This is a genomic window from Streptomyces sp. NPDC047043 (assembly GCF_040644055.1).
GTDB lineage: Bacteria > Actinomycetota > Actinomycetes > Streptomycetales > Streptomycetaceae > Streptomyces.
The window spans coordinates 48,870-72,463 of sequence record NZ_JBEYVO010000018.1 but is presented as its reverse complement, the minus strand read 5'-3'; the positions used below and the strand labels follow the sequence as shown (position 1 = coordinate 72,463).

19 protein-coding genes are annotated in these 23,594 nt (G+C 70.8%); 5 read left to right on the top strand and 14 right to left on the bottom strand.

Annotated features, from left to right (window positions below; genetic code table 11):
• Positions 1 to 6: 6 nt before the first annotated feature.
• From ABZ880_RS27340 to ABZ880_RS27330, 3 genes are all read right to left on the bottom strand, one after another.
• The gene (locus ABZ880_RS27340) at positions 7 to 1,791 is read right to left on the bottom strand and encodes a CDP-alcohol phosphatidyltransferase (RefSeq protein ID WP_361267612.1); all 1,785 of its coding nucleotides are present in this window, start codon (positions 1,789 to 1,791) and stop codon (positions 7 to 9) included.
• Positions 1,792 to 1,947: 156 nt separating this feature from the next.
• Positions 1,948 to 3,885: a glycogen debranching N-terminal domain-containing protein gene (locus tag ABZ880_RS27335; protein WP_361267610.1), complete on the bottom strand. Its 1,938-nt coding sequence runs from the start codon at positions 3,883 to 3,885 to the stop codon at positions 1,948 to 1,950.
• Positions 3,882 to 5,375 carry a hypothetical protein gene (locus ABZ880_RS27330; protein ID WP_361267608.1) on the bottom strand — a complete coding sequence of 498 codons (1,494 nt, stop codon included), beginning with the start codon at positions 5,373 to 5,375 and terminating at the stop codon, positions 3,882 to 3,884. Before ABZ880_RS27330 ends, ABZ880_RS27335 begins: the two co-directional genes overlap by 4 nt.
• A 120-nt stretch (positions 5,376 to 5,495) precedes the next feature.
• On the opposite strand from ABZ880_RS27330, the gene ABZ880_RS27325 reads away from it, so the two are divergent.
• Both ABZ880_RS27325 and ppdK read left to right on the top strand, forming a co-directional pair.
• Complete coding sequence (locus ABZ880_RS27325) at positions 5,496 to 6,692, top strand: ROK family protein (protein ID WP_361267606.1); 1,197 nt, start codon at positions 5,496 to 5,498, stop codon at positions 6,690 to 6,692.
• 406 nt (positions 6,693 to 7,098) lie between these two features.
• The gene (gene ppdK, locus ABZ880_RS27320) at positions 7,099 to 9,819 is read left to right on the top strand and encodes a pyruvate, phosphate dikinase (protein ID WP_361267604.1); all 2,721 of its coding nucleotides are present in this window, start codon (positions 7,099 to 7,101) and stop codon (positions 9,817 to 9,819) included.
• A 906-nt stretch (positions 9,820 to 10,725) separates the two neighbouring features.
• On the opposite strand, the gene ABZ880_RS27315 is transcribed toward ppdK, so the two are convergent.
• From ABZ880_RS27315 to ABZ880_RS27280, 8 genes are all read right to left on the bottom strand, one after another.
• Positions 10,726 to 11,151: a hypothetical protein gene (locus tag ABZ880_RS27315; protein WP_361267602.1), complete on the bottom strand. Its 426-nt coding sequence runs from the start codon at positions 11,149 to 11,151 to the stop codon at positions 10,726 to 10,728.
• 161 nt (positions 11,152 to 11,312) lie between these two features.
• Complete coding sequence (locus ABZ880_RS27310) at positions 11,313 to 12,239, bottom strand: oxidoreductase (RefSeq protein ID WP_361267600.1); 927 nt, start codon at positions 12,237 to 12,239, stop codon at positions 11,313 to 11,315.
• 64 nt (positions 12,240 to 12,303) lie between these two features.
• A complete protein-coding gene (locus ABZ880_RS27305) occupies positions 12,304 to 12,552 on the bottom strand; it encodes a hypothetical protein (RefSeq protein ID WP_361267598.1) in 249 nt (82 codons plus the stop codon).
• Positions 12,549 to 13,883, bottom strand: a complete 1,335-nt coding sequence (locus ABZ880_RS27300; RefSeq protein WP_361267597.1) for a S8 family serine peptidase — start codon at positions 13,881 to 13,883, stop codon at positions 12,549 to 12,551. The genes ABZ880_RS27305 and ABZ880_RS27300 overlap by 4 nt, the downstream gene beginning before the upstream one ends.
• Positions 13,884 to 14,257: 374 nt before the next feature.
• A complete protein-coding gene (locus ABZ880_RS27295; protein ID WP_361267595.1) occupies positions 14,258 to 14,497 on the bottom strand; it encodes a hypothetical protein in 240 nt (79 codons plus the stop codon).
• 59 nt (positions 14,498 to 14,556) lie between these two features.
• Positions 14,557 to 14,907, bottom strand: coding sequence for a nitrite reductase small subunit NirD (gene nirD, locus ABZ880_RS27290; RefSeq protein WP_361267593.1), 351 nt, complete (start codon positions 14,905 to 14,907; stop codon positions 14,557 to 14,559).
• Positions 14,904 to 17,522 carry a nitrite reductase large subunit NirB gene (nirB, locus tag ABZ880_RS27285; RefSeq protein WP_361267591.1) on the bottom strand — a complete coding sequence of 873 codons (2,619 nt, stop codon included), beginning with the start codon at positions 17,520 to 17,522 and terminating at the stop codon, positions 14,904 to 14,906. Before nirB ends, nirD begins: the two co-directional genes overlap by 4 nt.
• Positions 17,522 to 18,745 (bottom strand): FAD-dependent oxidoreductase, encoded by a 1,224-nt coding sequence (locus ABZ880_RS27280; RefSeq protein WP_361267589.1) that lies wholly within the window; start codon positions 18,743 to 18,745, stop codon positions 17,522 to 17,524. The genes nirB and ABZ880_RS27280 overlap by 1 nt, the downstream gene beginning before the upstream one ends.
• Positions 18,746 to 19,081: 336 nt before the next feature.
• Between ABZ880_RS27280 and ABZ880_RS27275 the strand changes: the two genes are divergently transcribed.
• On the top strand, positions 19,082 to 19,261 hold the full coding sequence (locus ABZ880_RS27275) for a hypothetical protein (protein WP_361267587.1): 180 nt from the start codon (positions 19,082 to 19,084) through the stop codon (positions 19,259 to 19,261).
• Positions 19,262 to 19,276: 15 nt separating this feature from the next.
• Positions 19,277 to 19,810, top strand: coding sequence for a chloramphenicol phosphotransferase CPT (gene cpt, locus ABZ880_RS27270; RefSeq protein ID WP_361267585.1), 534 nt, complete (start codon positions 19,277 to 19,279; stop codon positions 19,808 to 19,810).
• Here cpt and ABZ880_RS27265 read toward each other — a convergent pair.
• The 3 genes from ABZ880_RS27265 to ABZ880_RS27255 all read right to left on the bottom strand — a co-directional run bounded on the left by ABZ880_RS27265 (position 19,794) and on the right by ABZ880_RS27255 (position 23,022).
• Positions 19,794 to 20,417: a class F sortase gene (locus tag ABZ880_RS27265; RefSeq protein ID WP_361267583.1), complete on the bottom strand. Its 624-nt coding sequence runs from the start codon at positions 20,415 to 20,417 to the stop codon at positions 19,794 to 19,796. The two genes, cpt and ABZ880_RS27265, sit on opposite strands and share 17 nt — an antisense overlap.
• Before the next feature lie 119 nt (positions 20,418 to 20,536).
• Positions 20,537 to 21,055, bottom strand: coding sequence for a hypothetical protein (locus ABZ880_RS27260; protein ID WP_361267581.1), 519 nt, complete (start codon positions 21,053 to 21,055; stop codon positions 20,537 to 20,539).
• A 314-nt stretch (positions 21,056 to 21,369) separates the two neighbouring features.
• Entirely contained in the window at positions 21,370 to 23,022 is a 1,653-nt protein-coding gene (locus ABZ880_RS27255; protein WP_361267579.1) for a M4 family metallopeptidase, read from the bottom strand.
• Between the two features lie 149 nt (positions 23,023 to 23,171).
• Here ABZ880_RS27255 and ABZ880_RS27250 point away from each other — a divergent pair, with 149 nt between their 5' ends.
• On the top strand, positions 23,172 to 23,585 hold the full coding sequence (locus ABZ880_RS27250) for a gamma-glutamylcyclotransferase family protein (protein ID WP_361267897.1): 414 nt from the start codon (positions 23,172 to 23,174) through the stop codon (positions 23,583 to 23,585).
• Positions 23,586 to 23,594: the final 9 nt, after the last annotated feature.

The window sequence follows — 23,594 nt, the reverse complement described above, 5'->3', positions numbered from 1 at the left end:
CTTGTGTCAGCCCTTCTTCGGGTGCGGTGTCGAGCCGTATGCCGTCAGGAACTTGTCGCGGAAGGCGCTCATCTTCCAGACCGGGGCGTTGTGGGCGGGGCGCAGGCCGTCCGTCCAGTTCCAGCTGTTGATCTTGTCCAGGACCTTCGGGTCCTTGGCGACTATGGAGATCGGGACGTCCCGGCTGGCGTGGTTGCCGCTCACTCGGGCTATGGGCTGGTGGTCGCCGAGGAAGACGAGGACGGTGTTGTCGTTGCCGTAGCGCTCGAGCCATTCGGTGAGGGCCGTTACCGAGTACTGGACCGACTTGCCGTACTCCGCCTGGGACTTGGAGGAGCTGGCGATGATGTCCGAGGGCTGGTTGCCTGCCTTCTGGATGGCGTTGAAGATCGAGCCGTTGCCCAGTTCGTTCCAGGGGACCATCTTGGGGATCGGGGCCCAGGGCTGGTGGCTGGAGGTCAGGATGACCAGGGACATCAGTGGCTTGCTGCGCTTCTTGCTGTGCTCCAGGTTCTGGAACTGCTCCAGGGCGTACTGGTCCGGCATGGTGGACCAGCTGAACTTCGGGCCCTTGTAGCCCATCTGGAAGGCGTTGCGGTACTTGTCGAGGCCGTAGAACTGCGACTCCGGCCAGGACTTCTGCACACCGGGCATGATGCCCACCGTGTCCCAGGCGTTCGTTTTGGCGAAGGCCTTGGTGAGGCTGAGGTGGTTGCTGGCCATGACCGTGCGGTAGCGCTGTTGGTTGTCGATCCACAGGCCGGACATGGTGGTGGAGTGGCCCAGCCAGCTGCTGCCGCCGTAGGTGGCCGAAGTGAGCCAGCCGCTCTTTGCGTGGAAGCCCGCCTTGGCCAGGGCCTTGGTGCGGGCGTCGAGCGTTGCGTCGACGCCGGGGGCCTCCACCGGGTCCTCGATCGCGCTGCGGCCGTAGCTCTCGATGAAGGTGAAGATCATGTCCTTGCCGCGCAGGTCCGGCACCAGTTGGTCGGGTGGGGTGTTGCCGAACTTGTCGACCTTGGCCACCTGTTGGAACGCCGCCTCGTCCCGGAGGGTGTCCCGCACCCGGCGCGCCTGGATCGCCAGTGCCCCGGCGGTGCGGTCGGAGGCGATCGGTACGCCCATGATCTGCAGGCCCAGCGCGGAGCAGAGGACCCAGACGACGGTGGCGGCCAGTGTGCCTCGTGTTGCGGCCTGTTTGTTGCGGGCCAGTACGTTGCTCAGTCGGACCATTGCCAGGGCCATGACGGTGAGCAGGAGGAGGACGAGGACGATCAGGCCCACCGTCGCGCCCATCGCCACCGCCTTGCCCATCGAGTCCTCCACGTACGACTGCGCGTCGGGTAGCAGTTCCCAGTCGAGGACGAGGTTGAAGGCCCGGCCGAGGTACTCCCAGAAGCCCATGTCCAGGAAGTTCAGGATGGTCATGGCGCCCAGGGCCACCCCGGACAGCACCGCCACCGCCATGCGCGGTCTGCGCGGCAGGGCGAGGGCCACGGCCGCCCCGATGATCGCCTCCACCGGTATGCGGGTGAAGCGGTCGGTCTGCAGCGCGCCTATCCGGTTCGGCAGGAGGAGGGCGCCGATGACCAGGGCCGCGGCGAGGACCGTGATCGTCCATCGGGTGTTGCGTACGGCCGTGGGGTGCCCGGTCCGCCAGTCCGCGAGGCGTTTGCGCAGGATGACGCGGGTGGGTGCCGTCTCGTCCGGCGATTCGGGCCCGGCCTCGGGTGACGTGCCCTCTGTGCTGGTGTCGGTGTCCGGTTGTTGGCGAAGGCGCGTGAAGACAGGCACCCGAAGGTCCTTCCGTAGCGAACGAGGCCCGTGGCAGGGTGGCGGGCCGTGCGCTGGGGAGGCATGGGGCCCGCCGACATGACGTACGGCGGGCCCTGGGCGCTCGTTCACATCTCAGGGCAAACACCGGGCAAACGCCTGGTCAACCCCGTGGGGTCAGGCGCCTCCCACTGCCGTGAGCAATGCGAGTGGTGCCGCGGCCGAGCGGGATTCCCGTACACATGCGTGGGGGTACGGGACCGGCTCTGCGTGCGTGTCCCGGCCGTAGCCCGCCAGTACCTCGGGCAGGCGGTGGCCGGTTGCCGTTGCCGCGTCCACCAGGGCGTGGGCCACCGTTCGGGCCTCGTCGTGCAGGCCGTAGCGGGCCAGGCCCAGGGTGATCAGGGCGTTGTCGTGCGGCCAGACCGAGCCCCGGTGGTAGGAGAGCGGGTGGTAGGCCGGCTGGCCCGCGGCCAGCGTCCGTACGCCCCAGCCGGAGAAGAAGTCCGGCTCCAGCAGGCGGCGGCCGACGACCTCGCCGTACTCCTTGTCCAGCAGGCCGGACCAGAGCAGGTGGCCGGCGTCGGAGGCCAGCGCGTCGACCTGGTTGCCGTCGCCGTCCAGGGCCAGTGCGGGGAAGGAGCGGTCCCGCATCCAGAAGTCCCGTTGGAAACGGTCGCGCAGGTCGGCTGCCGCTTGTTCCAGCAGTGCCGCGTAGGTCTCGTCCTCCCAGACGGTGCGGGCCACCCATGCCGTGCGGCGCAGCGCGTCGTACGCGTAGCCCTGGGCCCCCGCCGCCATGACCGCTCCGGTTGCGCGGGTGCCGTCCGCGGAGCAGATGGCGCCGGGGGAGTCCTTCCAGTTCTGGTTGGCGAGGCCGCCCTGGTCGGCGCGGTAGACCAGATAGCCGCGCGAGGTCAGTCCGCCGTGGTCCAGCATCCAGCCGATCGCCGCGCGCGCGTGGGGTTCGAGGCGGCGGGCGAGCGTCGCGTCGCCGGTCTGCTCCACGTACGCGCCGAGGAGCACGAGGAACAGCGGGGTCGCGTCCACCGAGCCGTAGTAGCGGCCGTAGGGAACCTGGCCGAAGTGCGCCAGCTCGCCGTGCCGCACCTCGTGCACGATCTTGCCGGGCTGGGCCACCGAGTCCGTCCCGGTCTCCGTCGCCTGGGCGGCGGCGAGGGCGGGGAGTGTGGCGGCGGCCAGTTGGGGGCGGTAGGGGAGGGTGAACAGGGAGGTGAGCAGGGCGTCTCGGCCCAGCAGAGTGAGGAACCAGGGGGCTCCGGCCGCCGGGACGCGCAGCTCCTCGCCGTCCGGGCCCGTCGCCGGCACCTGGAGCGACGCGAGGTCCGCGAGGCCCCGGGCGCAGGCCGCCGCCAGCTCCGGCCAGCCGGTCGGGAAGGGCACGCCCTCCACGAACTCCCCTTCCAGAGCGAGGAGTTGAGCGCCCGCGGCTGAGGGTGAGGCGGGGACCTGGGGCTCCGTGGTCGCCCCGTGCGGGTGAGCCGCCACCCGCAGGGCCAGCTCCGCCGTGCCGTGCGGTTCCAGTTCCAGGGTCCATACGAGGCGACGGGCGCCCGTGCCCGTCTCCTCGACGCCGTCCGGGGCGGGCTCCGCCGTGACCGTCGTACAGGACCGCCACTCGCCGCGCTGGTAGGTGAACTCCACGCCGTCGTCGAGGACTTGGCGGGAGCGGGTGGCGCCGATCTTGGCGTAGGTGCGGTAGTCGGAGCGCAACTCGAACTGGTCGGTGAAGTCGGCGTCCGCGGTGACCGCGAGACGGACGGTGGTGGGTACCGGGCGGTTGCTGCTGACCTTGAGGGACTCGACGAACGCGCCGTCTCCCACGGCCTGTTCGCGGAAGATCGTGTACGCGGGGGGCTCCTGTCGGCCGCCGCGCGGGACGAGGACACAGCGCGCCGTGTCCCCGTCCGCGACCGGCGTGAGCGACTCCGGCACGGCGCCGTCGACCGTCAGTTGCCAACGGCTCAGATGCCGGGCGTCGCGCACGAATAACCCGTCCGGGGAGCCGGCCCCCCGGACACCGCTGATGTCCCCGCCGTCGCCCACGGCCGCGAACGTCCCGCCGTGCACGAGCAGATGATGCCGGTCGCTCATCCCCGGTTCCCTCCCCTGATCTTCTTGTCGCTCATCTCGTCCGTCTCGTCGAACGTGCCGATGCCCGTGAGGGACACGCCGTCCTCGGGATGGGGGTCCCCCCGCTCGAGCGAATTCGAGAGTGGGGGAGAGTGGAGCAGATCCAGCGCGAGCGCGGCGGTCCAGCCGAAGCCCGTCGCGCCGCACGCCTCGCCGGTGTACGGGTCGACGTACTCCGCGAAACCGGAGTCGTCGGCGGTGCGCAGGATCGCCTCCCGCAGTGCGTCGGCCGCCGGCTGCTCGCCGTGCATCCGCAGCCCGCGCTCCAGCAGCCAGTTCGTGTTGAACCAGGCGGGCCCGCGCCAGTACCGGTGCGGGTCGAAGGCCTCGCCGAGGAGGTCGTAGGACGGGACGAGGCGGGTCGTGTCGCCGAGCCCGAAGCGCGGGCCGCGCAGGGTGCGCAGGAGCGTCGCGGTGATGTCGCGGGGGAGGCCGGGCAGGAGCAGGGGGACGAGGCCGGAGACGCTGCGCTCGGGGATCAGGGCGCCGCGCCCGTCCCGCAGGTCCCGGCACAGGAACATGCCGCTCGCCGGGTCCCACAGCCGGTCCACCAGCGCCGTCGTCAGTCGCTCCGCGCGCGCGTGCCGGGCGGTGCCGGCCGCTCCCAGTTCGCCGGCGATCCGGGCCAGGGCGTGCTCGGAGGCGATGAGCAGGGCGTTGAAGGAGGGGTCCTCGACGGCGAACTCGCCGCCCCCGTCGGCGTAACCGCGATCCCGGTAGTCAGTCGCCAGCCGCACGTACCGGCCGTAGTCCAGATCCGTCGGCCGGTCCTCGGCGGCCCCGTGGTCGAGGTCCGCCCGACGGAAGGAGCGGGCCGGGGCGGGCGTGATCCTGCTCAGGGGCGCGTCCCAGCACGGGCTGTTGTCCATACCCTGTTCCCAGGGGTGCACCACGGACGCCAGGCCGCCCCCGCCGAGGTCCCGCCGGTGCAGCAGATAGCGGTGCCAGGCGGCCAGCCGGGGATACACCCGGGTGAGGAAGCCCCGTGCGCGTGACAGCCCCGGGTCGGCGCAGTGCACCAGCCAGGCCGCGAGCGCGTGCACCGGTGGCTGCACGATGCCCGAGGTCTGTACGGTGCGCGGGGCGCCCGCAGCGCGCCCCGCGGTCGAGGAGCGCCAGAAGTCGGGGCTCGGGAAGTACGCGTCGAGCGGTACGGAGGGGTTGAAGACGATGTGCGGGATGCGCCCGTCCTCCCACTGGGCGGCCAGCAGCGTCTCCAGCTCCGTCTGCGCCCTGAGCGGCGACAGGTGCCTCAGGCCGATCGCGATGAACGCCGAGTCCCAGGACCACTGGTGCGGATACAGGCTGCGCGAGGGCACCGTGGACGTGCCCGTCCAGTTGTCCGCCAGTGTCCGCGCGGCCCTGACGTGCAGCGAACCCCCGGCCCGGGGTGGATCGTATACAAAAGCACGCTCTGTGGGCCGTGTGGTGAGTTGGGCAGTGCGATCCACTCGGGGCTCCCCGCAAGACGTCCGGCTGACCGGTTCGGTCGTGGCTACCGTAGGGTTACGTCTATTTAACACGCAAAACTCAATATGTAATGCAGGGTTGAGAAACACAAGGGGGTGCGCATGACCGGACGGGGCCAGGCCAGCGCCGGAGATCTGCTCGAACTGGTACGAAGCGGGCGCGCGACCACGCGCGGTGCGCTCCAGCAGGCCACCGGACTGTCCCGCGCCACCGTCGGCCAGCGCCTGGAGCGGCTCTTCCGTGCGGGCTGGCTGCGCGAGGGCGCCGGCGGTCCGGTCGACTCGCCGCTGGGCGGCCGCCCCTCCATCACCCTGGAGTTCGACGACGAGCACGCCGTGGTCCTCGCCGCCGACCTCGACACCCGGCACGCCCGCGCCGCCGTCCTCACCCTGACCGGCGAGATCCTCGCCGAGCACGGCGGCACGCCGGTCATCGAGGACGGCCCGGATGCCGTGCTCGGTGAACTCGGCCGCTGGTTCGCCGAGTTGCTGGAGAAGGCAGGGCGGCCGGCGGAGGCCGTGTGCGGGATAGGCCTCGCGGTGCCGGGGCCCGTCGACAGCGAGACCGGCCGGGTCGTGCAGCCGCCGATCATGCCGGGCTGGGACGGCTACGACATAAGAGGCCGGCTGGGCCGGGCCTTCACCGAGCACACGGGCGGGCCGGCGGTCCCGGTGCTCGTCGACAACGACGCGAACCTCATGGCATACGGCGAACAGCGCACCGGATACCCCGACTGCTCGGCGTTCGTGCTGGTCAAGGTGTCGACCGGTATCGGTGCGGGGGTCGTGGTGGGCGGCTCGATCTTCCGGGGCATCGACGGGGGCGCGGGCGACATCGGGCATATCCGCGTGGGTGCCGACGCGCTGTGCCGGTGCGGGTCCTACGGGTGCCTCGCGGCCGTCGCGAGCGGTGGCGCCGTGGCGCGGAGGCTGGCGGAGGCCGGGGTGCCGGCGGCCTCCGGCTCGGATGTGCGGGACCTGCTGGCGGCCGGGCATCCGGAGGCGCTCGGGCTCGCGCGGGAGGCCGGGCGGCAGGTCGGGGACGTACTGGCGACCGTCGTCACCCTGCTCAACCCCGGGGTGCTGATGATCGCCGGCGATTTGGCCGGAACCGCCTTCCTCACCGGCGTACGGGAGTTGCTGTACCAGCGGGCGCTGCCGCGCTCCACGGCCCATCTGGACGTCGTCACCTCGCGGCTCGGGGAGCGGGCCGGGCTGGTGGGGGCCGGGGCGCTGGTCGTGGAGTACCTGTACGCGCCGGAGCGGGTGGAGGAACGGCTGCTGGCGCTGGGCGTGTGACGCCCGCGTTTCGGTCCGGATACCCGTCCGCATGGTGAAATTCCGCCGCTCGTGACAGCGTGATTCTTGCCACCCTTGATAAGGGTTGCGCTCAGATGAGCGGATCTTGAGCGACTGCACTTCTCCAAGGGGTGGCACCGAGTGCCACCCCTTGATCGTTCATCGATCGAAATCAGACGTGCGGGATGGCTGCTCATCTGAGCGCAAAACTGCACCTGTGGGCGGTCATGCGTTCAAGAAGTGAAAACATCTGCCTGTCACCGCTTGCCAAGCTTTGACTTTCGATCCACTGGCGGACGAGTGGTTACAGGCGCATGACGCGTGAGTAGACGTACCCAGACGCCTTTGATCTGGGTATGTTCCTCGCCGTCAGGGCAGCCACCGCGTCCTCGAGGGAGTCGAGACCGTGTCGGAAAACAAAGAACCCCACGTAGCGAAGTTCGTTTACGACTTCACCGAGGGAAACAAGGACCTCAAGGACCTCCTGGGTGGCAAGGGCGCGAACCTCGCCGAGATGACCAACCTGGGACTCCCCGTTCCCCCCGGCTTCACGATCACGACGGAAGCCTGCAAGGTCTACCTCGACAGCGGCGAGGAGCCGGCGGCACTGCGTGACGAGGTGAGTGCGCACCTCGACTCCCTCGAGTCCCGCATGGGCAAGAAGCTCGGCCAGGCCGACAACCCGCTGCTCGTCTCCGTCCGTTCCGGCGCGAAGTTCTCCATGCCCGGAATGATGGACACGGTCCTGAACATCGGGCTCTCCGACAAGTCCGTGAAAGGTCTCGCCGACCAGGCCGGCGACGAGCGGTTCGCCTGGGACTCGTACCGCCGGCTGATCCAGATGTTCGGCAAGACGGTCCTCGGCGTCGACGGCGAGCTCTTCGAGGACGCGCTCGAGGCGGCCAAGGAGGCCAAGAAGGTCACGGTCGACACCGAGCTGGAGGCGGCCGACCTCAAGAAGCTGGTCACCAAGTTCAAGAAGATCGTCAAGACCGAGGCCGGCCGGGACTTCCCGCAGGACCCGCGCGAGCAGATGGACCTCGCCATCAAGGCGGTCTTCGACTCCTGGAACGGCGACCGCGCCAAGCTCTACCGCCGCCAGGAGCGCATCCCGCACGACCTCGGCACGGCCGTCAACGTCTGCTCGATGGTCTTCGGCAACCTCGGCCCGGACTCCGGCACGGGCGTCGCGTTCACGCGTGACCCCGCCTCCGGCCACCAGGGCGTCTACGGCGACTACCTGCAGAACGCGCAGGGCGAGGACGTGGTCGCGGGCATCCGCAACACCGTGCCGCTCGCGGAGCTGGAGCAGATCGACAAGAAGTCGTACGACCAGCTGATGCAGATCATGGAGACCCTGGAGAACCACTACAAGGATCTCTGCGACATCGAGTTCACCATCGAGCGCGGCCAGCTGTGGATGCTGCAGACGCGGGTGGGCAAGCGGACGGCGGGTGCCGCCTTCCGTATCGCCACGCAGCTCGTGGACCAGGGGCTCATCGACGAGACCGAGGCGCTGCAGCGCGTCACCGGCGCCCAGCTCGCCCAGCTGATGTTCCCGCGCTTCGACGAGCACGCGAAGGCCGAGCAGGTCGGCCGGGGCATCGCGGCCTCGCCGGGTGCGGCGGTCGGCAAGGCGGTCTTCGACTCGTACACGGCCGTCAAGTGGTCGCGCTCCGGCGAGAAGGTCATCCTCGTGCGCCGGGAGACCAACCCCGACGACCTCGACGGCATGATCGCGGCCGAGGGCATCCTGACCTCGCGCGGCGGCAAGACCTCGCACGCGGCCGTGGTCGCGCGCGGCATGGGCAAGACCTGTGTGTGCGGTGCCGAGGAGCTCGAGGTCGACACCAAGCGGCGGCGGATGACCGTGCCCGGCGGCCATGTGGTCGAGGAGGGCGACGTCATCTCCATCGACGGCTCCAGCGGCAAGGTGTACCTCGGCGAGGTGCCCGTCGTGCCCTCCCCGGTCGTGGAGTACTTCGAGGGCCGGATGCACGCGGGCGCCAACGACGCCGACGAGCTGGTCGAGGCCGTGCACCGGATCATGGCGTTCGCCGACCGCAAGCGCCGGCTGCGCGTGCGCGCCAACGCGGACAACGCCGAGGACGCGAACCGCGCCCGTCGCTTCGGCGCCCAGGGCATCGGCCTGTGCCGTACCGAGCACATGTTCCTCGGTGACCGGCGCGAGCTGGTCGAGCGGCTGATCCTGGCCGACACGGACACCGAGCGCGAGGAGGCCCTCAAGGAGCTTCTCCCGCTGCAGAAGCAGGACTTCGTCGAGCTGTTCTCGGCGATGGACGGACTGCCCGTCACCGTCCGTCTCCTGGACCCGCCGCTGCACGAGTTCCTCCCGGACATCACCGAGCTGTCGGTGCGTGTCGCCCTCGCCGAGTCCCGCAAGGACCCGCACGAGAACGAGCTGCGCCTGCTGCAGGCCGTGCACCGGCTGCACGAGCAGAACCCGATGCTGGGTCTGCGCGGTGTGCGCCTCGGCCTGGTCATCCCCGGCCTGTTCACCATGCAGGTACGGGCGATCGCCGAGGCCGCGGCCGAGCGCAAGAACGCCAAGGGCGACCCGCGCGCGGAGATCATGATCCCGCTCGTCGGCACCGTCCAGGAGCTGGAGATCGTCCGCGAGGAGGCCGACCAGGTCATCGCGGAGGTCGAGGCGGCGACCGGCACCGAGCTGAAGCTCGCCATCGGCACGATGATCGAGCTGCCGCGGGCCGCGCTCACCGCGGACCAGATCGCGGAGGCGGCGGAGTTCTTCTCCTTCGGCACCAACGACCTGACCCAGACGGTGTGGGGCTTCAGCCGGGACGACGTGGAGGCCTCGTTCTTCACGGCGTACCTGGAGAAGGGCATCTTCGGGGTGTCGCCGTTCGAGACGATCGACAAGGACGGCGTCGGCTCGCTGGTCAAGGCCGCGGCGAAGGCGGGCCGCGAGACCCGTCCCGACCTGAAGCTCGGCGTGTGCGGCGAGCACGGCGGCGACCCGGAGTCGGTCCACTTCTTCCACGAGGTGGGTCTGGACTACGTCTCCTGCTCCCCGTTCCGCATCCCGGTCGCCCGCCTGGAGGCCGGCCGCGCGGCCACGCAGTCGACGGGCAGCGACCACCGATAGGCCCTACGGCCACCGGACCCCGGAACCGCCGCCCGTCCCCGACCCTCAAGACCGATGGGCGGCGGTTCCGGATCACGAAAGAGGGCGGCACCCGTGCGGGGGTGCCGCCCTCTCTGTGTGGCCGACGGCGTCGGCACGCCTGCCGTCAGCTGTGCCGGCGAGTCCGGGCTCGGGTGCGACGCATGCCTGCGGCTCCGGCGAGGATCAGGCAGAAGGCGATGGCGGTCAGCAAGGTCAGGGCTGAGGTGGGAGGGCCGGTTTTGGGGAGCTCGTCGTCGGGGTGGGTGGGGGACGGCGACCACTCGGAAGACCCGGGGGGCGTGCGGGGCGCGGATGACGAGGGAGGTCCCGAGGACATTGGTGGGGCAGAGGACGTGGCAGGTCCGGAGGACACTGGCGGTGCCTCGGAGGTGTGGGGCGCAGAGGGCGTGGATGACGGCGGCTGGTAAGTGACGGGTGGAGGGTTCATCGTGCCGGTGCCGGGGTCTCCGCCGGTTGTTCCACCATCCGATGCGCTTCCGCCGCCCCCGTCAGTGCCATCGCTGTTGTCGGTTTCGCCGCTTCCGCCGACCGAGAACGTCGGTGTCACGACCGGGGGGCCGCCGCTGACATGGTTGGTTCCCGTGTGTAGTACCGCGACCGTCGTGCCGCCCAGGATGACGGCTGCCAAGGAGGCCGCGAGTGTCAGGGGGAGTCGGGACATCCCGCGCCGTGCGGTGGTCGTGGGAGGGATCGGGCGAGGGGTGCGGGGCACGTCGAGGAGGGAGGCGAGGTAGCGGCGCCAGAGAGAGGAGTGGGCGGTGGGGTGGTACACCGGGTGCGGTTGGCTGGTGCTTGCGGCTGGGCCTCGGCCCCGGTTACGGCCCTGGAAGGAGTCCCGGTACCGCCGTAGGAACGGGGCGCCGCTCACTCCGCCGGCACCTCGCCCGGTCCGAGCGGAGGACCCTCGGCCGCGGCGGGAGCCAGCGGTTGTGGTCGGGACTCGAGGGACTGCGGTTCCTGGAATGCCGCCTGTACTTGTCGTACGGCGCCTAGTTGCCGCAACAGCGCGGGCGCCGACGCGCCGACCGCGACGGCGGCGGTCATGCCGATGATCTGGCTATGAAACAGGGCTCCCGCGAGCCCGCCCAGGGCCAGCCGTGTAAGGGCGACCAACGAGTCCGCGGGGACATCGACATGCTCGCTCAGGGAGGGCAGCCGCTTCTTCTTCCTCCGCCTCGCCAAGGCCTCGCGCCGGGCCGCCTGCCACGCGGAGACCTGCCCGTAGAAGGCGATCGCCTCGATGACAAAGCCACCCAGGACGCCGCACATGATCGCTGTCCGCCAGTCCACGTCGTCCCCCGTCGGTCCGGAATGCCCGTCCCGGTACCCCACCAAGTGCCCAGCGTCCCAGAGGGGCGACGGCCAGGAGAAGGCGGTGAACCCGCCGCAGTTCCGGTTTCCTCCTACCTCGGTACAGCGGCATACGGCATCCTGCGGAGGCGGGAGTTCTCCTACGCCTTCAACTGGTCGTACGTCACCCCCGTCAGCTGCTCGGAGGCGCTCCAAAGGCGTTGCCCCGCGCGGTCGTTGAGGGTCCAGGACGCGCGCCGGGCCGGCGCCGGCGAACCGCGCCAGTCCGCGAAGGACGGCCCGGTGAAGGAGTCGGGCCGGACGCCGGGCGCGGTGGCGGCGTACAGGATGGGCAGCGCGCCTGCCTCGGCGGACTGGGCGAAGAAGCGGTTGCCGATCCGCATGAACCACTCGCTGGCCCTGCGGCCGGTCATGCGCGGCCCCTGGGTCTGCAGATTGGTGGCCGCGTATCCGGGGTGGGCCGCGGCCGCCACCTGGCCGGCGCCGTGCTCCGCCAGCCGGCGCGCCAGCTCGTGCGTGAACAGCAGGTTGGCGGTCTTGGAGCGGGCGTAGGCGACCCAACGCCGGTAGCGGCGCTCGCTGTTGAGGTCGTCGATGTCGATGTTGGCCATCGCATGGGCCGGGCTGGAGACGGTCACCACCCGTGCGCCAGGCGTGTCGAGCAGCACGGGCAGCAGCAGCCCGGTGAGGGCGAAGTGCCCGAGGTGGTTGACCCCGAACTGCGTCTCGAAGCCGTCCGCGGTCGTGCCGTACGGCAGCGCCATCACCCCGGCGTTGTTGACGAGTAGATCGAGCCGGTCGTACGGGAAGGTCCGTGCGAACTCCCGCACGGATCCCAGGTCCCCGAGGTCCAGCCGTCCGAACTCCACCTCGGCGCCCGGCACTTCGGAGACGATCCGGTCGCCGGCCTCGTGCCCCCGCCGCTCGCTCCGGCACGCGAGCACCACCCGCGCGCCCTTGCGCGCCAGCTCCCGTGCCGTGGCGTACCCGAGCCCGCTGTTGGCCCCGGTGACGACGGCGACGCGCCCGCTCTGGTCGGGGATGTCGTGCACGCTCCAGCCGGACATGACCGAACTCCTTTCCCGTACGGGACCCTCTGTTCGGTCTACCAGAATCCGGCCGGAGCGGGGCTCACTGGATCGGTGCGTCGGGCGGCGGGAGTTCGATGGTGAGCTCCCGGTCGACGGAGTCCACGCCGTCGACCGCCTCCAGGGCGGGGACCCGGTCCGCCGCGACGGTGCCGGAGAGCGTGCCGAGGATCGGCTGCTCGCCGGTGACCGTGAGGCCGGCCCGCCGCAGGGCCTCGACCACCTCCGCGAACCGGTCGGGGTCGACTGCGAGGACGACCCCGACCGGAGCGGAGTGGGACGACTGGCTCACGGGGCCTGGAGCAGGCCCGCGCCGACGTCCTTGGCCGACTGCATCAGCGGGTAGGCGCCGGCCAGCAGAGCGTTCCACAGCTCGGCCGCGGAGGCGTTGGGATTCGCCTGGGCGAGCAGCGCGAGGACACCCGCCACATGCGGGGTGGCCATGCTGGTACCGCTCATGGGCTGCAGTCCGCCGCCGGGGGCCGCCGACAGCACCTGCCAGCCGGGTGCGGCGATGTTGACCTCACCGCCCTGCCCGTTGATGGCGCCGTTGGAGAAGAACGTCGTCCTGATCGCCTTGTCCAGCGCGCCCACCGCAAGGATGGAGGGGCAGTTGGCCGGGCGGCCCACGGGCCGGACATCCGTGGGCCGGTGGCTCTCGTTGCCCGCGGCGGCGACGATCACCGTTCCGCGTTCCATCGCGCGCTGGGCCAGCTTCTCGTACGTCTGCGGGAAGAGCTCACCCGGCTGGACCGCTGCGCCCAGCGACATGGAGATCACCCGCGCGCCGTGGGCCACGGCCCAGGCCATGCCCGCCAGGATCTGGCCGTCGGTGCCGGAGCCCTGGTTGTTGAGCACCTTCGCCGCGAGGATCCGGGCCTCGGGGGCCACACCGTAGCGGGGTCCCTGCTGGGGCTTCTTCGGGCCGGCGGCGGTGCCGATGCAGTGTGTGCCGTGACCGTGGCCGTCCTTGACGGGTTCGCCGGGGACGAAGGAGGCCGTCGCCTCGATGCGGCCGGCGAAGTCCGGATGGTCGGTGTCCACGCCCGTGTCCAGGACGGCGATCTTCACGTCGTGTCCGGTGAGGTGGGACAGCTGGGCCCGGATCGCCTGCAGGCCCCAGGTGCAGCTCTGCTCGTCCCAGGCCGGGCCCTGGGCGGCGGCGAGCTCGGCCCTGGAGTGGCGGCCGACCACGTCCTCGTCACTGCGGTAGGCCGGGTAGAACTCGGTCGGCGCCTGCGTCGGGGCGGTGATGGGGAAGGCGTAGACCTTGCGCTCCGGCTCCGCCGCGATGATCGACGATTCCGCCTCGGCCGTGGTCACCAGCGTGTGGCGCATGTCGGGCCGTACCTCGACGACCGCCGCGCCGAGTTCCTCGAAGTGCACCGATACGTCCGGGCGCTCCAGCAGTTCGGAGACGTTGCCGACGTCGGTTCCGCGGACACGTTCGACAGACGCGATGTCGGCGGAGGAACGCAGTGCGTTCAGTCCGCTCTCCTGGTTGCTCGGGTCGAGCAGGACCACGTACCGCCCGGTGTACTCCGCACCCCGGCCACCGGAGGGGTCGTTGGGTCGGTTGGGCTGCCCGTCGAAGGTGCGCCTGTCCATGGGTCCGTTCGCCATTGAATTTCCCGCTTTCTGTGCGCTTCCCCCCGGTTCGTGGACACGCGTCGAGGCACGGGGAATCAGCGCCGGGAAGAGGGGGCGCGGATAGGTCGTGGATCGACACGTACTGCCGTGACCTGCAGGGATGACCGCTGTCAGGCCGTCGGCATCGCCCCCTGGTCCACGTTCGCATCGAGCACGGTGACGCGCAACACAGAGCCCTGGCACTCAGCCCGGCATCGGCGGTTCGTGCCGGCGGCCGCATGGGTTCCATCGGGGACGACCATGGCTCACCGGCCGATTCACAGGGGCTACTCCCTTCTGCGGCTCCCTCTGCGCCGCTTCACTCCCTGTCGCACCTCTGCCCCGTCCTCTCGGAGTCGACCACCGCATCAACAGTCCTGCGGCGCCAGGGAGTTGCCCATGCCGTCCATGCGCTCACGCGTCCGCGCCCGCTCGCGGTCGGTTCGGCGGCCGCCGCACCCACCCTCCTCGCCCCGGCCGCCGCCCACGCCGCGACCGGCGCGCGGAGGACCGTGGCCGCCGGCGAGACCTGGGAGGTCGCCGAGGTCACCCGGCCGGCCCTCCTGCTCGTGGAGAAAGGCGCCCTCCTCACCGCCCCGGACGGCCACACCCTCCCCCTCACCGTCAATGGCGTCGAGACCGGCAGAAAGCCTCTCGGGACTCCGGCTTACGCGGCTCGCACCTCGTACGCCGCGATCCGTACGTCCTCGTCGTCCAGGCACTGCCCGGTCTCCAGGTCGAAGCGCTGCTTCAGCAGGGGCGAGGCGACGAACGGGCGGCCCTGGTGGGTGCCGGTCAGGCCGCGGGAGAGGACCGCCGCGCCGCCGAACGGGTCGCGGTTGTCGATGGCGTACAGCGCGCCGTTGCGGTCGCGGAACAGGGCGACCTGGCGGCCGTCGGGCAGCAGCGCGGCCACGCCCCGGCCGGGCAGCAGCCGGTTGAGCTCACAGATCGTGAACCAGTCGCCGTCCAGCTGCAGTTGGACCTTCAGGTCGGTCGTCTCGGGTGCCAGGGTCATCGCTGGGCGCTTCCTTCCAGGACGTCTTCAGCAGGGCGCATGCCGATGGACAGCAGCGGCAGGTCGGGCTTGATCTGGTCGCGCTCCGGGACGAAGCCGACGACCGGGTCGGGGGTGTCGGGCGCGTTCACGAAGGACACGAACCGCTCGAGCTTCTCGGGGTCGTTGATGGTCGAGGCCCATTCGTCGGCGTAGTTCGCGACGTGCGCCGCCATCAGGGACTCCAGCTCCTCGCAGATACCGAGGGAGTCCTCCACGACCACGTCCCGTACGTGGTCCAGGCCGCCCGGGATGCGCTCCAGCCAGGTCGAGGTGCGCTCCAGGCGGTCCGCCGTGCGGATGTAGAACATCAGGAAGCGGTCGATGAGGCGGATCAGCTCGGCGTCCGAGAGATCCTGGGCCAGCAGGTCCGCGTGGCGCGGGGTGGCGCCGCCGTTGCCGGCGACGTACAGGTTCCAGCCGTTGGCGGTGGCGATCACACCGAAGTCCTTCGACTGGGCCTCCGCGCACTCGCGCTGGCAGCCGGAGACCGCCGACTTGAGCTTGTGCGGCGACCTCAGGCCCCGGTAGCGCAGCTCCAGGTCGATCGCCATGCGGACCGAGTCCTGGACGCCGTAACGGCACCAGGTCTGGCCGACGCAGGACTTCACCGTGCGCAGCGCCTTGCCGTATGCGTGGCCCGACTCGAAGCCGGCGTCGACCAACCGGGCCCAGATCAGCGGGAGTTGTTCGACGCGGGCGCCGAACATGTCGATCCGCTGGCCACCCGTGATCTTCGTGTAGAGGCCGAAGTCGCGGGCGATCTCGCCGATCACGATCAGACCCTCTGGGGTGATCTCACCGCCGGGGATGCGCGGGACGACCGAGTACGAGCCGTTCTTCTGCAGGTTGGCGAGGAAGTGGTCGTTGCTGTCCTGCAGGGAGGCCTGCTCGCCGTCCAGGACGTAGCCGCTCACGCCGATCGTCGGGGCGAGGGAGGCGATGATCGAGCCGACCGCCGGCTTGCAGATCTCGCAGCCGTCGCCGCCCTTGGCGCCGTCGCGGCCGTAGCGGTCGAGCAGGTCCTGGTAGGTGTTGATGCGCAGGGCGAGGACGATCTCGTAGAGCTCCTCGCGGGTCTGCGAGAAGCAGCCGCACAGGCCCTTGTCGACCTCGACGCCGCCGGCCTCCAGCTCCGCGTTGACCAGCTGGCCGAGGACCTTGACGCAACTGCCGCAGGTCGTACCGGCCTTGGTGCACTTCTTCACCTCGGGCACGGTGGTGCAGTTGTGCTCGGTGACCGCGCCGCGGATGGTGCCCTTGCGGACGTTGTTGCAGGAGCAGATGATCGCGTCGTCCGGCAGCGCGGTTGGACCGAGCTGGGTGGACTCGCCGGCACCGGCGGGCAGGACCAGCGACTCGGGCGAGACGGGCGGGACCGAGCCGGTGAACGCCTTCAGCGTGCCGTAGGCCTCCGCGTCACCGACCAGGATGCCGCCGAGCAGTGTGCCGTCACGGCCGATGACCAGCTTCTTGTACAGACCCGCGCGGGAGTCGGAGTAGACGACGTCCAGGCAGTCCTCGGTGGCGCCGTGCGCGTCGCCGAAGGAGGCGACGTCGACGCCGAGGAGCTTGAGCTTCGTCGACAGGTCGGCGCCGGTGAAGGACGCCTCGTCGGCGGCGATGGTCGCGGCGGCCGTCTCGGCCTGCTCGTAACCGGGGGCGACCAGGCCGTACACCCGGCCGTCGGAGGCCAGCGCGCACTCGCCGATCGCGAAGACGTGCGGATCGGAGACCGTACGGCACTGCTCGTCGACGGTGATGCCGCCGCGCTCGCCGACCGTCAGACCGCAGTCGCGGGCGAGCTGGTCGCGGGGGCGGACACCGGCGCTGAACACGACCAGGTCGGTGGCGAGTTCGGAGCCGTCGGACAGCTTCATGCCGGTCACGGCACCGGCCTCGTCGACGACGATCTCCTGCGTGCCGACGCCGGTGTGGACCGTCAGGCCCATCTCCTCGATGGTGCGCAGGAGCGCGGCGCCGCCGCCCTCGTCGACCTGCACCGGCATCAGGCGCGGCGCGAACTCGACGATGTGGGAGGTGAGTCCGAGGCCCTTCAGCGCACCGGCCGCCTCGAGTCCGAGCAGACCGCCGCCGACCACCGCACCGGTTGTGCGGGTCTTCGCGTACTCCTCGATCGCGAGGAGGTCGTCGATCGTGCGGTAGACGAAGCAGCCCTCGGCGTCCTTGTTCGGGACGGGCGGTACGAAGGGGAAGGAGCCGGTGGCGAGGACGAGGGTGTCGTACTCGAAGACCTTGCCGGACCTGGCCGTGACCTTCTTCGTCTCGCGGTCGACCGTCTCGGCCGGGTCGCCGACGTACAGCTCGATGCCGTGGTCGTTGATGAACTCCATGTCGGTCATGGAGAGTTCCTCGGGCGTCTTGCCCGAGAAGTACGAGGTGAGGGCGACGCGGTCGTACGCGGGACGCGGCTCCTCGCACAGCACGACCACGCGGTGCGTGGCGGTCAGGCCGCGCTCGGCGAGCGCTTCGAGGAAGCGCTGGCCGACCATGCCGTGGCCGATCAGCACGATCGTGGGGCGGGGGCCGGTCCCCAAAAGTGCAGTCGTGGACATCAGGAGCCTCCGTCGTTGGTGAGCAGGTGGAGCAGGGGGCCGTCGTCGGGGAGCGGCTCTGCTCCCTCCCAGGCGCGGGCGAGCGCGCCGACGGTGCCGAGTTCGCCGACGAGGACCCCGCCGACCAGGCGGTCGTCGCGGACGACGACCTTGCGGTAGGTGCCGCGGGTGGCGTCCGCGAGTTGCACGACGTCGTCCCCGGGCAGCGGCTCGGTCTCGCCGAAGGCGGCGAGGTCGAAGGGGGAGTCGTGGCCGACGAGCGTGAGCCGGGTCAGCGCGCGGGTGCCGGTGTAACGGGCGCCCGCGTCACCGGCCTCGCCGGCCAGCAACTCGGCGAGGACCTCGGCCTGTTCGAGTGCCGGGGTGGCGAGCCCGTAGACGTTGCCGTCGTGCTGGACGCAGTCGCCGATGGCCCGGATGTGGGGGTCGGAGGTGCGGAGCTCGTCGTCGACGACGATCCCCTTGCGCACCTCGATACCGGCGATCTGGGCGAGACCCACGCGCGGGTGGACCCCGCAGGCCAGGACCACGAGGTCGGCGTCGAGGGCGTATCCGTCGTGCATCTCGACCGAGCGGACCGCCCCGCCGACGCAGCGCACGTCACGGACACGGCACTCGGTGTGGATCTCGACGCCGAGGCCCTTGAGGTGCCGCTGCACGAGCTTCGACGCGCTCGGGTCGAGCTGGCGCTCCATGAGCCGCTCGCCCTGCTGGGCCAGCACCACCTGCGCGCCGCGCTGGGCGAGCGCGCGGGCCGCGGAGACCCCGAGGAGCCCGCCGCCGATGACGACCGCCCGCGCCCCCGGCCGTACGGCCTTGGAAAGCCCCAGGCAGTCGTCCATCGTCCGGAACGCGTGCACGCCCTCGGGCAGCACGTGGTCGGGGGTGAACAGGCCGCGCAGGGGCGGGAGTACGGGGTTCGAACCGGTCGCCATGACCAGCGTGTCGTATGCGATCTTCGAGCCGTCCGCGAGGTGTACGGCTCGCACCTCGCGGTCGATGCCCGTGACCCGGCCGCGGGTGAGCTCCGCGGGCGCGGGCAGCGCGATCACATCGGGGTTGTAGCGCCCGGCCAGCACCTCGGCGAGGAGCACCCGGTTGTACGGGCGGTGCTCCTCCTCGCCGATCAGCGTCACGGGCGTACCGAGCTCGCCGAGCCGCCGGGCGAGACGGACGCCCGCGAGCCCGGCGCCGATCACCACCACACGCGTATTCGAGGTCATGCCTAGGAGCGTGCGTTGCCGGTGTTACCCGACCGCATCACGTCTGTTTCCCACGAGGAACGCTGCCCTCAGCGGGGTCGGCGAGCGGGTGTGAGGGTTCGGCGCGGGCGCCGGGGGCGCACTGTGAGGAGAGCTCGCTCACCCTGCCCGGGGGCAGGCTCCGACTCGGAAACCCCTCAGGTGAGTGGGCGGTGCACGTATCCCATCCTCCGGGGTCTCGCAGGTCCCCGACATATCGCTGACCACTCCTGTTCTGCTCTGCGTCGCCACGTCGTCCGCGGCTGACGTACACCCGGCGGGCACCCGTGGGCATGCGGCACGGTTGTGCTGAAGCCCGTGATCATGGTGGTGCTGCTCGCCGTGGCCGCCTTCGTGATTCCCCGCCCCGCCTTCGGCACGGCTCGCGCGACCGGCCCGGCCACCCGCCGCCAGATCCTCGCCGCGATCGCAGCGCTGTGGCTGACGGTGGTGTTCGGGCTGGTGGCGAATATTGCGTACGAGCAATGGATCGCCTGACGCTACGGTGACCGGATGGCGACCCAGGTGATCGTGCTCAACGGTGGCTCCAGCTCCGGCAAGTCCGGGATCGTGCGGTGTCTGCAGGCGGTGTTGCCGGATCCCTGGCTGGCGTTCGCGGTCGACGGGCTGGTCGAGTCGATGCCCGCGTCGATGCAGGCCGCGCTCGTCGCACCGGACGGCGCGGTGACTGTGGGGCCGGAGTTCCGGAGGCTGCAGGACGCCTGGCGGGAGGGGGTCGCGGCGACCGCACGGGCCGGTGCCCGGATCCTCGTCGACGACGTCTTCCTCGGCGGAGCGCACTCCCAGGACGGCTGGCGCAAGGCACTGACCGGCCTGGACGTGCTGTGGGTCGGTGTGCGCTGCGAGGCCGCGGTGGCCGCGGGCCGGGAGATCGGCCGGGGCGACCGGGCGCGGGGGATGGCCGAGCAGCAGGCGGAACTGGTCCACAAGGGCGTGGCCTACGACCTCGAGGTGGACACCACGCACACCGAGTCCCTGGAGTGCGCGCGGACCATCGCGAAGGCGGTCGTCAGCGACTCCCCGTGAGATGCGCGAACACCACCACGTTCCCCCGGTAGCCCGTCGACCGCGAGTACCCCCCGCCGCAGGTGATCACCCGAAGCTCGGGCCGGTCCGCGGCGCCGTACACCTTCTCGTCGGGGAAGTGCTCGGCGTCGTACACCGAGACCGCGTCCACCGTGAACAGGGCCACGCTGCCGTCCCGCCGGTCGATCTCGATGCCGCTGCCCTGGCGCAGGGCGCCGAGGTCGTAGAAGACGGCGGGGCCCACGGAGTTGTCGACGTGCCCGGCGACGATCGCGGTGCCCTTCTCGCCGGGGGTGGTGCCGGCCTCGTACCAGCCGGCGAGGTTCTTCTGCGCGGCGGGCGGTACGTCGAGGCTCCCGGCCCGGGTGAGGGCGAGGCCCATGAGGGGGGCGTTCACGCGGATCGAGGGGATGCGGATGCGGTCGGGCGGGGAGGGCGGCAGCGCGGGCGCACCCGACAGCGTGCCGTCCTGTCCGGTGCGGCCCTGTGCGGCGGACGGCTGCGGCGGGGCGTGCGTCTCGGCGCCGCCGCTGCCCAGCAGCCACGCACCCGTGCACAGGGCGACGGCGGTGACGGCACCTATCGCGACATTGCTGACTCTGCGCACGCGAGCCTCCTGCACCGTACGGACGAGGTGGACCCGTTCCCCCTCCGGGCCGCGAGGGGCGTCGGACCCGGAGGGGGAGGGACATGCGGTACCGGCGGACGGACAGCGGAGGGTGTCCGTCAGATCCCGTCGCCTCTCGCCCGGCGATGCAGGAGCCAGGTACCGCCCGCGGCGGCGACGGCGAGAGCCGCCACACCTGCCGCGGTCTGCACGGGATCGGGGCCCAAGGCGCCGCCGACCCCCGTCTTCACACTTCCCCGGGGCTGCACCTGCCCGTGCACCCCGGTCAGCGCCACCTCCAGGTCGCCCGAGACCTGCCGCTCGCCGTCGGCGCACTTCGCGACGATCTCGTACGTCCCCGGCTGCGCACTCGGCGGCACCCGGAACTGCCCGATCGCCTCGCCCTCGTGCGCACTCGGCGCCAGCGTGAAGGCACCGGCCCCCACCGCGCCGGCATCGCCCGTCGCCGTACCCTCGTCGCCGCACGCCGCGGTGTTCACGGTGACCTGATCGCCCGGTACGACGGAGGACGGGTACACGTCCAGGCTGCCGTCGTCGGCGTACGCGGGCGCGGTGACGAAGCCGGCGGCTGCGACCGCGAGCGCGGTACCGGTCAGCAGTCGGGCGGTACGTCGCATCGCTGCTCCCTCGAGCTCTTGCTGGTGTCCCCTGCCCTTCCGAGGTAAGTGGCAGCGGCGCGAGCGCGCTTCCTGAGGGAGTGTCAGAAATGGGGTGAATGGGTGTCAGATCGGTGGGCGGCGGGGGTGTGTGGGTGAAGTTTCGGCAGGTCAGCGACGTAGTGCGGGGGTCTCGAGGAAGAGCACCCGAAGGGCGCAGGGCGAGGGTGTGAACGGGTGAATCGTCCCGGTCGACGCCCGGCGGCGGCACGGCGACACGACAGGGCCGCCCCGGTCCGGTCACCGGGGCGGCCCTCACGCAACAGCCGGAACGGTCAGCTCACATTCACCGCACTCCAAGCCGCCCCCACCGCGTTGTACTCCGTGCTCCCCGCCCCGTACAGATCCTTCGCCGCGTTCAGCGTCGCCGTGCGCGCGCCCGCGTAGTTCGTCGACGAGGTCATGTAGACCGTCAGGGCGCGGTACCAGATCCTGGCCAGCTTGTCGCGGCCGATGCCGGTGACCGTGGAGCCGTTGTACGTGGGGGAGTTGTAGCTGACGCCGTTGATGGTCTTCGCGCCGCTGCCCTCCGCCAGGAGGTACGCGAAGTGGTTCGCCACCCCGGACGAGTAGTGGACGTCCAGGTTGCCGACCGAACTGCTCCAGTAGTCGGCCGAGTTGCCGTCCTTCGACGGCTTGTCCATGTAGCGCAGCGCCTCCTGCCCGAAGCCCGAGCGCACGACCTTCTCGCCGATCAGGTAGTCGCCGGGGTCGGAGGGGTTGTTCGCGTAGAACTCCACCATCGTGCCGAGGATGTCGGACGTGGCCTCGTTGAGGCCGCCGGACTCGCCCGAGTACGTCAGCGCCGCCGTCTTCGAGGTGACGCCGTGCGTCATCTCGTGGCCGGCCACGTCCAGCGCCACCAGTGGGCCGAGGTTCGTCCCGTCACCGTCGCCGTACGTCATGCAGAAGCAACTGTCGTCCCAGAAGGCGTTGTTGTACTTGTTGCCGTAGTGGACGCGGTTGAACGAGCCCCTGCCGTCGTCCCCGATGCCGTTGCGGCCGAGGACGTTCTTGTAGAAGTCCCAGGTCATGTTCGTGCCGTACTGGGCGTCCACGGCCGCGGACGCGCGGTCCGCCGTCGTGCCCGTACCCCAGTGGTTGTCCGCGTCGGTGAACACCGTCGACGGGGCGCGGCTGACGCAGATGCTCGTCAGGAAGCACAGGTCCGTCTGGTTCGCCGCGTCACCGGTGTAGGTGTTTCCGCGCGTCGGGTCCTTCAGCTGGTACGTCGACCCCGACAGCGTCGTCTCCAGCGGAACCGTCCCGCTGTACAGGGACTTGCCGTCGCCCGTCGCCGTCTCGATGTCGTCCCAGGCATCGATCTGCCTGCCGGTGCGGGCGTCCGTGACGACGGTACGGGAGACCGGGTTGCCGAGCGAGTCCTTCGCCGCGACGCTCGTCCGCCACGCCAGCTTCGGGGCGCCGTGCAGGGCGTCGACGATGAGCTGCGGCCTGGCTGTCAGCTTCTTCAGGGTTTCGCCGAGGTTCACCGCCCGCAGCGCGTTCGCCGCGAGGTCGGCGGCCTTCGGCGCCGATATCAGGGGGGTGACCGAGGCGAGGGATATCTTCGTCCGGGTCGCCCGGTCCGCGCTGCGGTACGCCCCGTCCGGCGCCAGATGGACCACGAAGTCGCCGCCCAGGACGGGCAGTTGGTGGTAGGTGCGGTCGTAGCGGACGTGTTGCGTGCCGTCCCTGTCGACGATCACGTTCCGCACGCTCGTGCCCTCGGCGGAGGTCAGCCCGAGGCTCGCGGCATGCTCCAGCAGCGCGGACGCCGCGTTCTCGATCGCCCCGGCCCTGGTCGGCCTGTTGTCGGCGACGGCGGCGGGGGAGAGGGCGGTGGCCAGCAGGGTGGCGGCAGTGGCGGCGACGCCGGCGGTGGCGAGACGACGGGAACCTCGGACGTCGATCCGTATCCGACTCATCGATCTCCTCAAAAAGGCGCCAACGGGCGGCGCACGTGGGGGGAGGGGGGCAGCGCTGAATGTTGACCACGATTTAAGGGGCCATGACAGGGCGAGGTCCATAGCGCGTACGAGGAGGTATGTGAGGAGAGAGAATCGTTTTTGTGAGACTGCAGCTACCGTTCTTCGTCTACGGCACCCTCCTCCCCGGCGAGGTCAACCACGACCTCTTCCTGCGCGGCCGTACACAGGCGGAGGAACCGGGACGGCTCAGCGGCGCGGTTCTGTACGACGGGCCCGGCTATCCGTACGCCGTGGAGGAGCGGGGCGGAGTGGTCTACGGCGAGCTGGTGACCGCGCTGGCTCGCGAGTACGAGGAGCTGCTCGTCGCCCTCGACCGGCTGGAGGAGTACGCCCCCGGGGACCCGCGCAGCCTCTACGAGCGCGTCGAGCGCGAGGTGGTGCGGGACGGCGGGGGTGCGACGACCGTACGTGCCTGGGTGTATGTCGCCGCACCCGCCGTCGCGGCCCGTCTGCGCGCCCGTGGGAAGCTGATCGAGAGCGGGGACTGGCGGCTCAGGTGAGCCGTGGCG

Bases quoted from the DNA above. Each gene is read 5' to 3' on its own strand.
- ABZ880_RS27255 (WP_361267579.1), bottom strand. From the start codon at position 23,022: ATGAGTCGGATACGGATCGACGTCCGAGGTTCCCGTCGTCTCGCCACC.
- nirB (WP_361267591.1), bottom strand. From the start codon at position 17,522: ATGTCCACGACTGCACTTTTGGGGACCGGCCCCCGCCCCACGATCGTG.
- ABZ880_RS27325 (WP_361267606.1), top strand. From the start codon at position 5,496: ATGACCGGACGGGGCCAGGCCAGCGCCGGAGATCTGCTCGAACTGGTA.
- nirD (WP_361267593.1), bottom strand. From the start codon at position 14,907: ATGACCCTGGCACCCGAGACGACCGACCTGAAGGTCCAACTGCAGCTG.
- cpt (WP_361267585.1), top strand. From the start codon at position 19,277: ATGGCGACCCAGGTGATCGTGCTCAACGGTGGCTCCAGCTCCGGCAAG.
- ABZ880_RS27335 (WP_361267610.1), bottom strand. From the start codon at position 3,885: ATGAGCGACCGGCATCATCTGCTCGTGCACGGCGGGACGTTCGCGGCC.
- ABZ880_RS27300 (WP_361267597.1), bottom strand. From the start codon at position 13,883: ATGGCGAACGGACCCATGGACAGGCGCACCTTCGACGGGCAGCCCAAC.
- ABZ880_RS27280 (WP_361267589.1), bottom strand. From the start codon at position 18,745: ATGACCTCGAATACGCGTGTGGTGGTGATCGGCGCCGGGCTCGCGGGC.
- ABZ880_RS27310 (WP_361267600.1), bottom strand. From the start codon at position 12,239: ATGTCCGGCTGGAGCGTGCACGACATCCCCGACCAGAGCGGGCGCGTC.
- ABZ880_RS27260 (WP_361267581.1), bottom strand. From the start codon at position 21,055: ATGCGACGTACCGCCCGACTGCTGACCGGTACCGCGCTCGCGGTCGCA.